Annotated in this window: 12 protein-coding genes, 1 tRNA gene and 1 pseudogene; 13 read left to right on the top strand and 1 reads right to left on the bottom strand. The window is 72.2% G+C overall.

Going from position 1 to position 13,753, the window contains the following annotated elements:
- The first annotated feature begins 9 nt into the window (after nucleotides 1-9).
- Together ACTJJP_RS06440 and ACTJJP_RS06435 are read left to right on the top strand one after the other, a co-directional pair.
- Complete coding sequence (locus ACTJJP_RS06440; RefSeq protein WP_440774200.1) at nucleotides 10-1,407, top strand: DUF2510 domain-containing protein; 1,398 nt, start codon at nucleotides 10-12, stop codon at nucleotides 1,405-1,407.
- A 361-nt stretch (nucleotides 1,408-1,768) separates the two neighbouring features.
- A complete protein-coding gene (locus ACTJJP_RS06435) occupies nucleotides 1,769-2,434 on the top strand; it encodes a peroxiredoxin-like family protein (RefSeq protein ID WP_440774199.1) in 666 nt (221 codons plus the stop codon).
- Nucleotides 2,435-2,494: 60 nt separating this feature from the next.
- Here the strand turns inward: ACTJJP_RS06435 and coaBC are convergent, their stop codons facing one another.
- Nucleotides 2,495-3,706, bottom strand: a complete 1,212-nt coding sequence (gene coaBC, locus ACTJJP_RS06430; protein ID WP_440774198.1) for a bifunctional phosphopantothenoylcysteine decarboxylase/phosphopantothenate--cysteine ligase CoaBC — start codon at nucleotides 3,704-3,706, stop codon at nucleotides 2,495-2,497.
- A 203-nt stretch (nucleotides 3,707-3,909) separates the two neighbouring features.
- On the opposite strand from coaBC, the gene ACTJJP_RS06425 reads away from it, so the two are divergent.
- The 11 genes and pseudogenes from ACTJJP_RS06425 to ACTJJP_RS06375 all read left to right on the top strand — a co-directional run bounded on the left by ACTJJP_RS06425 (nucleotide 3,910) and on the right by ACTJJP_RS06375 (nucleotide 13,729).
- Nucleotides 3,910-4,650 (top strand): NRDE family protein, encoded by a 741-nt coding sequence (locus ACTJJP_RS06425; protein WP_440774197.1) that lies wholly within the window; start codon nucleotides 3,910-3,912, stop codon nucleotides 4,648-4,650.
- 94 nt (nucleotides 4,651-4,744) lie between these two features.
- Nucleotides 4,745-4,817, top strand: a tRNA-Arg gene (locus ACTJJP_RS06420).
- 241 nt (nucleotides 4,818-5,058) lie between these two features.
- Complete coding sequence (locus ACTJJP_RS06415; RefSeq protein ID WP_440774196.1) at nucleotides 5,059-5,844, top strand: enoyl-CoA hydratase/isomerase family protein; 786 nt, start codon at nucleotides 5,059-5,061, stop codon at nucleotides 5,842-5,844.
- Nucleotides 5,841-6,818, top strand: a complete 978-nt coding sequence (locus ACTJJP_RS06410) for a 3-hydroxyacyl-CoA dehydrogenase family protein (protein ID WP_440774195.1) — start codon at nucleotides 5,841-5,843, stop codon at nucleotides 6,816-6,818. The genes ACTJJP_RS06415 and ACTJJP_RS06410 overlap by 4 nt, the downstream gene beginning before the upstream one ends.
- A pseudogene (gene paaZ, locus ACTJJP_RS06405) lies at nucleotides 6,815-8,850 on the top strand (phenylacetic acid degradation bifunctional protein PaaZ). Before ACTJJP_RS06410 ends, paaZ begins: the two are co-directional and overlap by 4 nt.
- 282 nt (nucleotides 8,851-9,132) lie before the next feature.
- On the top strand, nucleotides 9,133-10,104 hold the full coding sequence (gene paaA / locus ACTJJP_RS06400) for a 1,2-phenylacetyl-CoA epoxidase subunit PaaA (RefSeq protein WP_440774194.1): 972 nt from the start codon (nucleotides 9,133-9,135) through the stop codon (nucleotides 10,102-10,104).
- On the top strand, nucleotides 10,104-10,409 hold the full coding sequence (gene paaB, locus ACTJJP_RS06395; RefSeq protein ID WP_440774193.1) for a 1,2-phenylacetyl-CoA epoxidase subunit PaaB: 306 nt from the start codon (nucleotides 10,104-10,106) through the stop codon (nucleotides 10,407-10,409). Before paaA ends, paaB begins: the two co-directional genes overlap by 1 nt.
- A gap of 65 nt (nucleotides 10,410-10,474) precedes the next feature.
- Nucleotides 10,475-11,332 (top strand): 1,2-phenylacetyl-CoA epoxidase subunit PaaC, encoded by an 858-nt coding sequence (gene paaC / locus ACTJJP_RS06390; protein ID WP_440774192.1) that lies wholly within the window; start codon nucleotides 10,475-10,477, stop codon nucleotides 11,330-11,332.
- Nucleotides 11,326-11,811, top strand: a complete 486-nt coding sequence (gene paaD / locus ACTJJP_RS06385) for a 1,2-phenylacetyl-CoA epoxidase subunit PaaD (RefSeq protein ID WP_440774191.1) — start codon at nucleotides 11,326-11,328, stop codon at nucleotides 11,809-11,811. The genes paaC and paaD overlap by 7 nt, the downstream gene beginning before the upstream one ends.
- Nucleotides 11,811-12,950, top strand: coding sequence for a 1,2-phenylacetyl-CoA epoxidase subunit PaaE (gene paaE, locus ACTJJP_RS06380; protein ID WP_440774190.1), 1,140 nt, complete (start codon nucleotides 11,811-11,813; stop codon nucleotides 12,948-12,950). The genes paaD and paaE overlap by 1 nt, the downstream gene beginning before the upstream one ends.
- 8 nt (nucleotides 12,951-12,958) lie before the next feature.
- A complete protein-coding gene (locus ACTJJP_RS06375; protein WP_440774189.1) occupies nucleotides 12,959-13,729 on the top strand; it encodes an enoyl-CoA hydratase/isomerase family protein in 771 nt (256 codons plus the stop codon).
- Nucleotides 13,730-13,753: the final 24 nt, after the last annotated feature.

Below are 13,753 nucleotides of genomic sequence, written 5' to 3'. Positions count from 1 at the left end.
GGGAGCGCCATGACCGACACACCCACTCCGCCCGATGGCTGGTACCCCGATCCCGCCGGGGGTGGTGGCCTCCGCCGATGGAACGGCACGTCGTGGACCGACGAGGTGCGCGCGACGGACGGGAGCGCACCGTTCTCCTCTCGCGAGGAGGACGATGTCACGGTGTCGACCGATGACGACGCCTCGCGGGTCGACGCCTCGCGGATCGATGCCACCGACCGCGACGCGGTCACCTCGGTGACCGAGCCGTCTGACGACCACCGTGCCGAGGATGAGATGACGAACCAATCCTTCGGTGGAGAGGGCGGATCGTCAGCGTCTGCTGCCGACGCCTCCGCCGCGCACGAAGGTCATCGCGCGAACGACGACGATCCCCTCGGGCACGACGACACCCCCGCGGTCACCTCGTCGACGCCGGGTGAGTCGGCCGCGACCCTCGGTTCGCCCGCTGCGCAGGAGCCGTCCGCCGCTCAGGATCCGTTCGCCGCTCAGGACCCGTCCGCCGCCCAGGACTCGCGCGCCGCCCAGGACTCGCGCGCCGCCCAGGACTCGCCCGCCGCCCACGACCCGCAGATCGCTCCCGCCGCCGCAGCAGGCGCCGGCTCCGTGGCAGCGGCCGCCGCCGCGGCTGCTCCCGCGGCATCGTCGGTCACCCCTCCCGTCGCCCCGGTGTCGCCCTCGCCGTCGGCGTATCCGGGTGCCCCCGCCTCGGCGACGTCGACCGGTGCCCCCGCGTACCCGGGAGCCGCCTCGACCGGTGCCCCCGCGTACCCGGGAGCCGCCTCGACCGGTGCCCCCGCGTACCCGGGAGCAGCCTCCACCGGCGCGCCGGTGTATCCCGGAGCACCCACCGCGGGCGCCCCGGCGTACGGGTCCGCGCCGCCGGTACACCACGGCACCGCCCCTCAGCGTGACCTCAACACGAACACCGTGTGGATCTGGCTCCTCGTCGCCCTGCCGCTGGTGGGCGTGCTGAGTCTGTTCGCGTTCGACTGGGGTTCGTTCGTGCGGGAGTCGGTGTACAACGATCTGTACTCCGAGTCCCTGGCGGGCCCGTCGATGGCCGGCACGCTGCTCACGGTGGTGTCGTCGATCCTGAGTCTCGTGCTGGCGGGCGTCACCGTGCTGTTCGCCTTCCTGGACTGGCGGCAGCTGCGCTCCCGCGGCATCGAGCGGCCCTTCCACTGGGCGTGGAGCCTCTTCGTGCTCGCGATCGGCAGCGGCCTCGTCTACATCATCGGGCGCAGCGTCATCGTGCGCCGCCACACGGGGAAGGGCCTCGCTCCTCTTTGGGCAGCGATCGGTGTCACCGTCCTGACCTGGATCATCGCGGGCATCTGGCTCGTCATCCTGCTCACGCAAGTGTTCTCGGTGATTCAGGAGTTGCAGTACAGCTACGGGTATTGAGGTCGGGGCGCCCCGGGGGTCGCGCGGCGCACCCGTCGCGACACCGGGGTGACGACCCGGTCGATCGCGTTGTGGCTTCGGCTGCAGTTGCGCTCCGGCTCCGGCTCCGGCTCCGGCTCCGTGTCGGCTTCGGCTGCGCTGCGGCTCCGGCGCACGTCGCTCGGCGCCCGCGGGGCGTAGCCGATGCACGTCGCTCGGGCGCCCGCGGGGCGTAGCCGGTGCACGGGCTACGCCCCGTGTGTGCCGGTGACGTCCGATGACGTCGTATCTCGCCGCGTGACGAAATAGGCCGCGCCCCTCGCCGGCCCGCACACGCTGCGGGAACCGGCGCCAGACGCCGACGACGCCGGGGAGGCCGCTCATGTCCGTACCGTCCATCGCTCAGCAGATCGACGACTTCACAACGGGGTTCGACGCGCAGATCGGGGACCGCCTGGCCGGGGTCTTCGCCGGTGAGCAGACCGATCTGCGCAGCGCCGGCGTGCCCGACGCGGCGCTCGGCGTCGGCGATCCGGCTCCCGATGCCGACCTGATCGAGGTCGACGGGTCGACGACGACGTTCTCGACAGCGCGTGGTGGGGCCGTCACCGTGGTGGTGTTCTATCGCGGCGCGTGGTGCCCGTACTGCAACATCACTCTGCGCTCCTACCAGGAGACTCTGGTTCCGGCTCTGGGCGAGCGTGGCGTGGGGCTGATCGCCGTGTCGCCGCAGACGCCCGATGGGTCGGCGCAGAGCGCGACGAATGGATCCCTCTCCTTCGCGGTGCTGTCGGACCCCGGCAACGTCCTCGCGGGGAAGTTCGGCATCGTCACCGAACCCAGCGCCGCCGCGCGGGCCGCGCACACGGAGCTCGGCTTCGACGTGGCCGACAGCAACGCCGACGACACCGCGCGGGTGCCGTTCCCGTCGGTCTACGTCATCGACGAGACGGGCGTCGTGCGCTTCGCCGACGTGCACGTCGACTACACCACGCGCACCGAGCCCGAGGAGATCGTCGCTGCCCTGGACCGGCTGCCGGTGAGGTAGGCCCCACCACGGGTGCGCGGACGGCGGCGAACACGCGTCGGCGGTCGGTGTGTGCGGCCGTCAGCTCGCCGTCGTCCGGCGGCTCGCGACGATCGCATCGAGCAACGCGTGCGCCGTGTCGTCCTTCGACCCGGATGCCGTGGCGACGACGTCTCCGTCGCGTCCGACGATCGTGAGGGCGTTGTCGGCGGTCTCGAAACCCTGCGCCCAGCCGACCGCATTCGCCGCGAGCAGGTCGACGCCCTTCCGTGCGGCCTTCGCACGGGCGCGCTCGCGCAGCTCGTCCTCGTCGGCCACCGTCTCGGCGGCGAAGGCGACGATGGTCTGACCGTCGCGGCGGTGGGCCACCAAGCCCGCCACGATGTCGCGGTTCTCGACGAGCTCGAGTGTCAGCCCGCCGGGGGAGTCCTGCTTGCGGAGCTTGTGGTCGGCGACCGCAGCCACGGAGTAATCGGCGACGGCCGCGGCCATGACGATCACGTCGGCGCCGGGGGCCACGGCATCCATCGTCCTTCCGAGATCGTCTGCGGTTCCCGCGACGATCACCTCGACCCGCGGGTCCGGTCGGACGTCGGCGTCGAGGTGCGCGGCGACGAGCGTGACGTCGGCGCCGCGGTCGGCGGCGGCGCGTGCGATGGCGACGCCCTGGCGTCCGCTCGAGCGGTTGCCGATGAAGCGCACCGGATCGATCGGCTCCCGTGTGCCGCCGGCGCTGACGACGATCGACAGGCCGGCCAGGTCACGCGGACGCTCGACGAGGGCGAGGGCCGCAGCGACGATCTCCTCTGGCTCCGACATGCGCCCGGGCCCGGAGTCTCCGCCCGTCAGGACGCCGTCGGCGGGACCGACCACGTGCACGCCGCGGGCGCGGAGCACTTCCATGTTGTGCGTGGTCGCCGGGTGCCGCCACATCTCGGTGTGCATCGCCGGGGCGACGACCACCGGAGCGGTCGTGGCGAGCAGCGTCGTGCCGAGCAGATCGGATGCCAGTCCCGCGGCCATCGCGGCGAGGGTGTTGGCGGTGGCGGGGGCGACGATGACGAGATCGGCCGACTGCCCGAGGGCGACGTGGCGCACGCTCGCGACGTCGTCGTGCACCGACGTCGTGACGGGGTTGCGGCTGAGCGACTCCCACGTCGGCAGACCGACGAACCGGAGCGCGTCGGCGGTGGGGACGACGTGCACGTCGTGCCCCGCCTTCACGAGCAACCGCACGAGGCTGACGGTCTTGTACGCGGCGATGCCGCCGGTCACTCCCACCACGACGAACATGGGCCCAGTCTTCCAGGTCGGCTGTCGCGGCGGGGCGACCCGGCGCACGCGCCGTGTCACGCGCACGGGCGTGTCACGAGAGCGCGCCGTGCATCACCGCCGGAAACGGGGTGCTTCGGGTCGCAAGCCTGGCCGCCCGACGGGGTGGCGGGTGCGATGGTCGGGGGAGCCCGCGGCGCCCGCGCGCGGGTAGCGTGGACGGAATGTGCACGGTCGTGATCGACGTTCCGGAGACCGCGGGCGAGCCCGTTCGCCTGCTCGCCGTCCGCGATGAGGAGCGCGACCGGCCATGGCGCGGTCTCGGACCGTGGTGGCCGGAGCGCGGCGGCATCCTGGGCGTTCGCGACGACCGCGCGGGCGGTGCCTGGCTGACCGTCGACCCCGACGCGGGACGACTGGCGGTGCTGCTCAACCGGCAGGACCTGTCTTCTCGTTCCGATGACGAGGTCGTCAGCCGCGGCAGCATCCCACTCGATGCGGTGGGAGCCGGCATCCCGGAGCGTCCGGACACGCGGGGGTTCAACCTCGTCGAGGTGGATGCCGACGGCGCCCACCTCGTGGAGTGGGACGGCCTCGAGGCCCGCCGCACGCGGATCGCGCCCGGCACCCACATGGTCGCCCACCACGCGGTCGACGACCCGGCGACCCCGCGGATCGGGCGCTGGCTCGACGAGTTCCGTCGCGCGGGCATCGGGAACGGTGACGACTGGTGGATGCCGTGGCTCGACGTCGTGGCGCACGCGACGAGCGACCCGTCGGCATCGGTGCTGCGGCGCGACGCGCACGACGGTCACGTGCTGGAGTCGCTGTTGCTGTGCGTGGCGACCGTCGGTCCCGACGGTGTCGACGTGCGCCAGGCGACGCCGGCCGAGCCCGGCCGCTGGGACGACGGGCTCATCGAGGGGCTGCGTCATCGCGTGGGCGCCCGGGATACCGCCGACTGAGACACTCACCCGCCCCGCATCGCACACCCGCCGAAGTGGTCCATGAACGCGCACCCGACCCGCCGACCGCCGCGCACTAAACTGGTCGCATCCCGCCTTCGTAGCTCAGGGGATAGAGCGCCGCACTCCTAACGCGGGCGTCGCAGGTTCGAATCCTGTCGGGGGCACCGTTTCTTCGATCATCGTCGGGTCGCGACGAGCGGTCGTCCCCCTCACCGCACTCGGAATCGCTCGTCCGATGAGGCCGGTGATCCGCCGCGTGCGAGCGGCGTGCGCTCGGGAGGGTCGGGGATGCCGTGGTGCGCGTTGCTGCCGGCGCCTTGACCTGGCATGATTACTGAACGATCGGTCTGAAACTCGACGTCGAGGTCGTGCGATCCGCCGACGTCGGCGGGGAAGAGAGGGGCGATGTCGGACGCGGTTCGCACCGGCGGTGCGCGCACCCCTGTCGAGCAGGGAACACCGCGTCTGCGGGTCGCGCTGGCGGACGACCGCGTCGTCGCCACCCTCGACCGCCCCGACCGCCGCAATGCGATCGACCGGGCCATGATCGACGAGCTGCACGCGCTCTGCGCGGAGCTCGAGCGGCATCCGCGCACGCTGATCCTCACCGGTGCGGGCGGGATCTTCGCTTCCGGCGCCGATATCGCCGAGTTGCGCGAGCGCACGGCCGACGACGCGCGCCGGGGCATCAACGCCACCGCTTTCGACCGCATCCGCCGCCTGCCGATGCCCGTGATCGCCGCCGTCGACGGGTTCGCCCTGGGCGGGGGAGCGGAGCTCGCGTACGCCGCCGACATCCGTCTCGGTACGCCGCGCGCGCGCTTCGGCAACCCCGAACCCGGTCTCGGCATCATCGCCGCCGCGGGTGCCGCCTGGCGTCTGCCCGAGATCGTGGGCCACGCCCGAGCGAGCGAACTGCTGCTGACGACGCGCGTGATCGACGCCGACGAGGCCCTGGCCTGGGGGCTGCTGTCGAGCGTGCACGAACCCGACGCCCTGCTCGATGCCGCCCACGGGACCGTCGACCGGATCGCGCAGAACTCCGCCCGCGCCACCATCCTCACCAAGCGCGCCCTGCTCGCACCGAGAGCCGCGCACCCTGCGATCGACGGCGAGCTGCAGGCCGAGCTGTTCGACACCGCCGACAAACGCGCCCGCATGACCGCGTTCCTCGAGAGGAAGAAGCGATGACCCTCCACGGCGCCCCGGCTCTCCCTCCCCGTCCTGAGTCCGCCGCGGCTCGCGGTCGCCTCGACTCCGCCGCGGCTAGCGGCCCTCCCGACTCCTGCGCGGCTCGCGAGGCTACGGGCGCCGCGGCTGCGGCATCCCTCCCCGCCACCGTCGGCGTGCTCGGCGGAGGTCGCATGGGAGCCGGCATCGCCCACGCCTTCCTGCTCGCCGGTGCCCGCGTGCACGTCGTGGAGCGCGACGCCGCGGCCGCCGCCCAAGCGCGCTCCCGCGTCGAGACGGCTCTCGACCGCTCCGCGGCGCGGGGGAGGACGGTTCCGGATGCCGACACCCTCACCCTCGGCACCGATCTCGCCGCGCTGGCCGGTGCCGGGCTCGTCGTCGAGGCCGTCCCCGAGGATCGAACCCTCAAGCTCGACGCCCTCCGGCGGATAGCGGAGGTCGTCGACGAGGCCGCGGTCGTGGCATCCAACACCTCCTCGATCTCGATCGACGCGCTCGCCGCATCGCTCGCGCACCCCGAGCGGTTCCTCGGTCTGCACTTCTTCAACCCCGTGCCGTCCTCGGCGCTGGTCGAGGTCGTGACCGGCGCGCGCACGCACCCGGGGGTGATCGAGCGAGCGACGCAGTGGGTCGAGGCCATCGGCAAGACCGCCGTCGTCGTGCGCGACACGCCGGGCTTCGCCTCCAGCCGCCTCGGCGTCGCCCTGGGCCTCGAGGCCATCCGCATGCTCGAGGAGGGTGTCGCCTCGGCGCGCGACATCGACACGGCGATGGAGCTGGGCTATCGGCATCCGATGGGCCCCCTGCGCACGACCGACGTGGTCGGTCTCGACGTGCGGCTGGGGATCGCCGAAGAACTCGAGCGCGCGTTCGGTGCGCGCTTCACCCCGCCCGCGCTGCTGCGAGAGCTCGTCGCCCAGGGGCACCTGGGCCGCAAGACCGGCCGAGGTTTCTACGAATGGAGTGAAGGATGACGTTTCTCCCCAGCTACGTGAGTGGAGCGTGGTGGACGCCCGCGGAGGATCCCGACGCCGCCGGAGTGCGCGACGCCTCCACGGGCGAGGAGATCGTGCGGGTCAGTACTCGCGGTCTCGATCTGGTCGGCGCGGTCGCCTACGCCCGCCGCGAGGGCCGGAGAAGCCTCGGGTCGTTGACCTTCCCCCAGCGCGCCATGGTGTTGAAGAACCTCGCGATCGCGCTGAACGAACGCCGCGAGGAGCTGTACGCGCTGTCGATGCGCTCCGGCTCCACCCGTCGCGACTCGCTCAGCGACATCGACGGCGGCATCGGCGTGCTCTTCACCCTCTCGTCGAAGGCGCGTCGCGAGCTGCCCGCGAGTGGGGTGGTGCTCGACGGTCCGGTCGAGCCGCTGTCGAAGGACGGGTCGTTCCTGGGCCGGCACGTGTACACGCGGCTATCGGGCATCGCGGTGCAGATCAACGCCTTCAACTTCCCCATGTGGGGCGCGCTCGAGAAGTTCGCACCGGCCTTCCTCGCGGGTCTTCCCACGATCGTCAAGCCCGCGACCCCGACGGCCTACATCGCCGAGGCGTGGGTGCGCATGGTCGTCGAGACGGGGCTGCTGCCCGAGGGGGCGCTGCAGCTGGTGAGCGGCGGGGTCCCGGGCCTGTTCGATCTGCTCGACGTCGGCGACACCGTGGGGTTCACCGGGAGTGCGTCCACTGCCGAGCGCCTGCGCGCCCAGGCGAAGCCCGGCGTGCGCTTCACGAGTGAGACCGACTCGATCAACGCCTCCATCCTCGGCCCCGACGCGGTGCCCGGCACCCCGGAGTTCGACGCGTACGTGAAGCAGCTGCTGGTGGAGCTGACCACCAAAGCGGGGCAGAAGTGCACCGCGATCCGTCGCGCGATCGTGCCGACGGGGATGACGGATGCCGTGGCCGCAGCCCTGCGCGCGAAGATCGCCGAGCGCGTGGTCATCGGCGACCCGCGGGTCGAGGGGGTGACGATGGGGCCAGTGGTCTCGATGGACCAGCGCGATGAGGTGCTCCGGCAGGTTCGCGTTCTGACCGACGCCGGTGGGCGCTTCGTGGTGGGATCCGCCGAGGCGCCCGAGGGCACGCCCGCCGACGGCGCCTTCCTCCAGCCCATGCTGCTGGCCTTCTCGGATGCCGCGACCCCGGCCGTCAACGACGTCGAAGCGTTCGGGCCGGTCGCCAGCATCGTCGAATACACCGCCGTCGCCGATGCCGCGACCATCGTCAGCCGGGGCGGCGGGTCGCTCGTCACCAGCGTCGCCACCCACGACCCCGACGTCGCGATCGAACTGCTCACCCGCATGGGCGCGATGAACGGTCGCGTGCTCTTCCTCGACCGCGACGACGCCCGCACCTCCACCGGCCACGGCGCACCGGTTCCCCACCTCGTGCACGGCGGCCCCGGCCGCGCGGGCGGCGGCGAGGAGCTCGGCGGCATCCGCTCGGTGCTCCACCACATGCAGCGGACCGCGATCCAGGGCTCGCCGCGCATGCTGACCGCGTTGACCGGGGTGTGGCATCCGGGAGCCGACACAGACACCACCGGCATCCACCCCTTCCGGAAGTCTCTGTCGGATCTTCGGATCGGGGATGCCGTGGAGTCGGCCGAGCGCGAGGTCACCCTCGACGACATCGAGGTGTTCGCGCGGTTCACCGGCGACACCTTCTATGCGCACATGGACGAGGAGTCGGCCGCGGCGAACCCTTTCTTCCCGGGGCGCGTCGCGCACGGCTACCTGCTCGTGTCGTGGGCGGCGGGGCTGTTCGTCGACCCCGCGCCGGGGCCGGTGCTGGCCAACTCCGGCCTGGAGAACCTGCGTTTCGTCACCCCCGTGTCGCCGGGAGACCGCATCCGCGTCGCGCTGACGGCGAAGCAGATCACCCCGCGCGAGACCGACGAGTACGGCGAGGTGCGGTGGGATGCCGTGATCCGCAACCAGCGCGACGNCAGTACGACGTGCTGACGCTCGTGGCAAAGACGTGGCAGCCGGCGGCGGTGCTCGCGTGATCCGGCGACCTCCGGCGTGTAGCGGGTGCCGGTCCCTTCGACGCCGGTGGCTGAGCTCGTCGAAGCCTCCGGCGCGTGCGCGGGTGCCGGTCCCTTCGACGCCGGTGGCTGAGCTCGTCGAAGCCTCCGGCGCGTGCGCGGGCGCCGGTCCCTTCGACAGGCTCAGGGACCTCGATTGCGGGGCCGGTCCCGCGCAGCCAGGGCACGCGCACGCCACGTAGCGGGTCGAAGCGGCCCCCGCTAGACTTTTACCGAACGATCGGTCTGTAAAAGGAGTCGACGATGACGATGACCGCACCCGCCCCCGATGTGCACGACGGCGAGGCGCTGTTCGACGCCCTCATCGAGGCCGATGGCCGTATCGAGCCCCGCGACTGGATGCCGGAGGCGTACCGCCGCACGCTCATCCGGCAGATCTCGCAGCATGCGCACTCCGAGATCATCGGCATGCAGCCCGAGGGGGCGTGGATCACCCGTGCCCCGAGCCTGCAGCGCAAAGCGATCCTGCTCGCCAAGGTGCAGGACGAGGCGGGGCACGGCCTCTACCTCTACTCCGCCGCCCAGACCCTCGGCATCACGCGCGACGAGATGACGCAGCAGCTGGTCGACGGAAAGGCACGCTACTCGTCGATCTTCACCTACCCCACCCCGACCTGGGCCGACGTCGGCGCCATCGGCTGGCTCGTGGACGGCGCCGCGATCTGCAACCAGGTGCCCCTGTGCCGCGCCTCCTACGGCCCGTACGCCCGGGCGATGGTGCGCATCTGCAAGGAGGAGTCGTTCCACCAACGTCAGGGGTTCGAGATCCTGCTCACGCTGATGCGGGGCACCGACGCCCAGCGGGAGATGGCGCAGGACGCCGTGAACCGCTGGTACTGGCCGAGCCTGATGATGTTCGGACCGCCCGACGACGACTCGCCCAACTCGGCGCAGTCGATGGCGTGGAACATCAAGCGCTTCAGCAACGACGACCTCCGGCAGCGCTTCGTGTCGATGCTCGTACCGCAGGCGGCCGTGCTGGGGGTGACGCTGCCCGATCCCGATCTGCGTTTCGACGACGAGACGGGGCGCTACGAGATGGGCGAGATCGACTGGACCGAGTTTCACGAGGTGCTCGCCGGCCGGGGACCGCTCAACACGGCCCGCTTGCAGCACCGCCGCGACGCGCATGAGGAGGGCGCGTGGGTGCGCGAGGCCGCGGCCGCCTATGCGGCGAAGAAGAACGCCGCCCGCGCTGAGACGGTGGCCGCCTGATGGCCACGCCGGGCGGCAGCCCCGCCGAGACCTGGGCGCTCTGGGAGGTCTTCGTGCGCGCGAGCCGCGGCCTGAGCCACGTGCACGTCGGCTCGCTCCACGCGCCCGACGCCGAGCTCGCCGTGCGCAACGCCCGCGACCTCTACACGCGCCGCGGAGAGGGCGTGTCGATCTGGGTCGTCCCCTCGGATGCCGTGACCACCAGCGACCCGGGAGCCAAGGGCGCCTTCTTCGAATCGGCGGCGGGAAAGAACTACCGGCACGCGGTCTCGTACACCGCGTCCGAGGGGGTGCCGCACCTGTGAGCACCTCGGTCCACGGGTCCCGGTCCCATCGACAGGCTCAGGGACCTGGAGCGCCTGCCGCGCCGGTGGCTGAGCCCGTCGAAGCCCCCGGGCCCGCACCCCGCGGCGACGCCCCCCACGGCGACGTCTCGGTCGACGCGCGCGAACTCTCCGCCGAGCTGCTGGGCGGCGACGAGCGGGCGAGCGACCCCGACGTCGCCGCGTACGCGCTGCGCCTCGGCGACGACGCGCTGATCCTCGCGCAGAACCTGTGCGGGTGGATCGCCCGCGCCCCCGAGCTCGAGGAGGACGTCGCCCTGGGCAACATCGCGCTCGACCTCCTCGGCCACGCGCGTTCCCTGTTGCGGTACGCCGGCAGCCACGACGGCCGCTCCGAAGACGATCTCGCCTACGGCCGCGACGAAGCGGAGTTCCGCAGCGCCTGGCTGTTCGAGCTTCCCAACGGCGACTTCGCGCACACGATCGTGCGGCAGCTGCTGGCGTCGACGTACCTCCTCGAGCTGTACCGCGACCTCACGGCATCCGCCGACCCGGTCCTGGCAGCCGTCGCCGCCAAGGCCGAGAAAGAGGTCGACTACCACCGCGACCACGCCGTGCAGTGGATGCTGCGCCTCGCCGGAGGCACGGACGAGTCGCGTCGGCGTCTGCTCGTCGCCCTCGACGACACCTGGCCCTTCCTCGACGAGCTGTTCCGCGACGACGCTCTGCACGACCGTCTCGAGGGCGTGGCGGTGCGCCCCTCGACCCTCCGCGCGCGAGCGGATGCCGTGATCGACGCCGTGCTCGCCGAGGAGGACGTGCCCCATCCCGACGTGGCCGCCTCCTCGGCCGGGGGGCGCCGCGGCATCCATCACCCCGCCTTCGGTCCGCTGCTCGCCGAGATGCAGGTGCTGGCACGCCGACACCCGGGGGCGACGTGGTGACCGCGACCGTCGAGCACGCACGGGCGATTGTCGCCGCCGTCGTCGATCCCGAGGTGCCCGTGCTCACCATCGACGACCTCGGCGTCCTGCGCGAGGTGCGCCTCGACGACGACAGCGTGACCGTCACCATCACGCCCACCTACTCCGGATGCCCCGCGGTCGAGGCCATCCGCGACGACATCCTCCTCGCCCTGACCTCGGCCGGATACGACCACGTCGTGGTGCGCACGACGCTGACCCCGGCCTGGACCACCGACTGGATGAGCGAAGCCGGCCGCCGCAAGCTCACCGCGTACGGCATCGCCCCGCCCACCGGACGCGCCCCCGCCGGCCCCATCCGCCTCGCGCTCAGCGTCGCGTGCCCCCGGTGCGGCTCCCTCGACACCCGAGAGGTGTCGCGCTTCGGCTCCACTTCGTGCAAGTCCCTCTGGGAATGCCGCGCGTGCCTCGAACCCTTCGACCACTTCAAGGCCCTGTGATGAGCCTCACGGATGCCACGACCCCCGGTCCCGCGGTGGCCGACCCCGTCCCGCGTTCCCGCGCCCGCTTCCACCCCCTGCGCGTCGCCGAGGTGCGCCCGCTGACCGCGACGTCCGTGGAGGTGACCCTCGCGGTCCCCGACGCCCTCGCGGACGCCTTCGCCTACGCGCCCGGGCAGTACGTCGCCCTCCGCGCCACCGTCGACGGCCACGACCTCCGCCGCTCGTACTCGCTGTGCCGGCCGCCCACCCGCGGGACCATCAGCGTCGGCGTCAAACGCGACCCCGACGGGCGATTCTCCCGGTGGGTCCACGAGAGTCTCCGGCCCGGAGATGAGATCGAGGTCATGAGCCCCCGGGGCACCTTCGTCTCGCGGGCGCCGGCCGGCGGTCACGTCGTCGCGATCGCCGCGGGGTCCGGCATCACCCCGATCATGGCGCTCGCCGCCAGTGTGCTCGAGAGTTCCGCCGATGCGCGCGTGACGATCGTCTTCGTCAACCGTTCCTCGACCGACGTGATGTTCGTCGACGAGCTCGCCGACCTCAAGGATCAGCATCCCGCGCGCGTGACGTTGCACCACGTGCTCTCGCGGGAGCAGCGCGTCGCTCCCGTCTTCTCGGGTCGTCTCGACCACGAGCGCCTCCGCCTGATCCTGTCGCGGCTGATCGATCCGGCATCCGTCGACGAGTGGTTGCTCTGCGGACCCTTCGCTCTCGTCGAGCTCTGCCGTCAGGTGCTCGCCGAGTCCGGGGTGCCGGGGGAGCGCGTGCGCTTCGAGCTGTTCACCGCCGGTGACGCCGACTCTCCCGCGCAGACGGGGGGAGCGCGTGCCGTGCGGGTGCGCGCCGACGAGCCCGTCCGCTCGATCTTCTTCACCCTCGACGGGCAGGCGGCGCACGTGGACAGCCCGGTCGCGGCGAACGAGACGATCCTGGCCGCCGCCCTCCGCGTCCGCCCCGACGTGCCGTTCGCGTGCGCCGGAGGCGTGTGCGGCACCTGCCGCGCGCGCGTGATCGAGGGCTCCGTGGCGATGACCGAGAACTACGCCCTCGAACCCGACGAGATCGAGCGCGGGTTCGTCCTCACCTGTCAGTCCCATCCGACGTCCGACGCTGTACGCGTCGACTACGACGGCTGAGGGATGCCGTGATCGACTACGCCTTCGCCGACGGGCTCGCCACCGTGACCCTCGACGCCCCCGCGCGCCGCAACGCGCTGGGTCTCGACGACCTGCACGCGCTCGCCGACGCATACGACCGTGCCGAGGCCGACGAGGCGCGCGCCGTGCTGCTGCGCGGCGAGGGCCCGTCGTTCTGCGCCGGGCGCGACATCTCGGGCGTCGACCCGGCCACCGACGACGTCGCCGGATACCTCGACGGCACCCTCACCCCGCTGCTGCGCCGGATGGCGGCCTTTCCGGCGCCGACGTTCGCGGTCGCCCACGGCGCGTGCCTGGGCGTCGGGCTCGGCCTGCTCATCGCCACCGACGTCGTCTTCGTCGCCGACACCGCGAAGATCGGTTCGCCCTTCGCCGCGCTGGGGGCGGTCCTCGACTCCGGGGGACACAGCCTGTTCGTCGAGCGCCTCGGCTCGCACGCCACGCTGGATCTCATCTACACCGGCCGTCTGCTGACCGGTGAGGAAGCTGTGCGCGCCGGACTCTTCTCTCGGGTGGTGCCGGCATCCGAGGTGCAGGATGCCACCGCGCTCGCCGCCCGTCGCGCGGCGGCGGGACCGACCGAGGCGTTCCGCGCGAGCAAGCACCTAGTCGCGGCCATCCGCGACGAGAAGCTCGGGTTGTGGGCGGCGATGTCGCTCGAGAACCGTGCACAGGCAGTCCTCGCCCGTACCCCCGACTACCGCGAGGGTTTCGCGGCGTTCCAGGCCAAGCGCCCCCCGCGCTTCACCGGCCGATGAGTCCGCGACCGTCACGATGTCGGT

Source organism: Microbacterium sp. 22296 (assembly GCF_052045385.1).
GTDB lineage: Bacteria > Actinomycetota > Actinomycetes > Actinomycetales > Microbacteriaceae > Microbacterium.
Note: the sequence above shows the minus strand (reverse complement) of the source record. Positions and strands in the feature narration are given on the sequence as shown.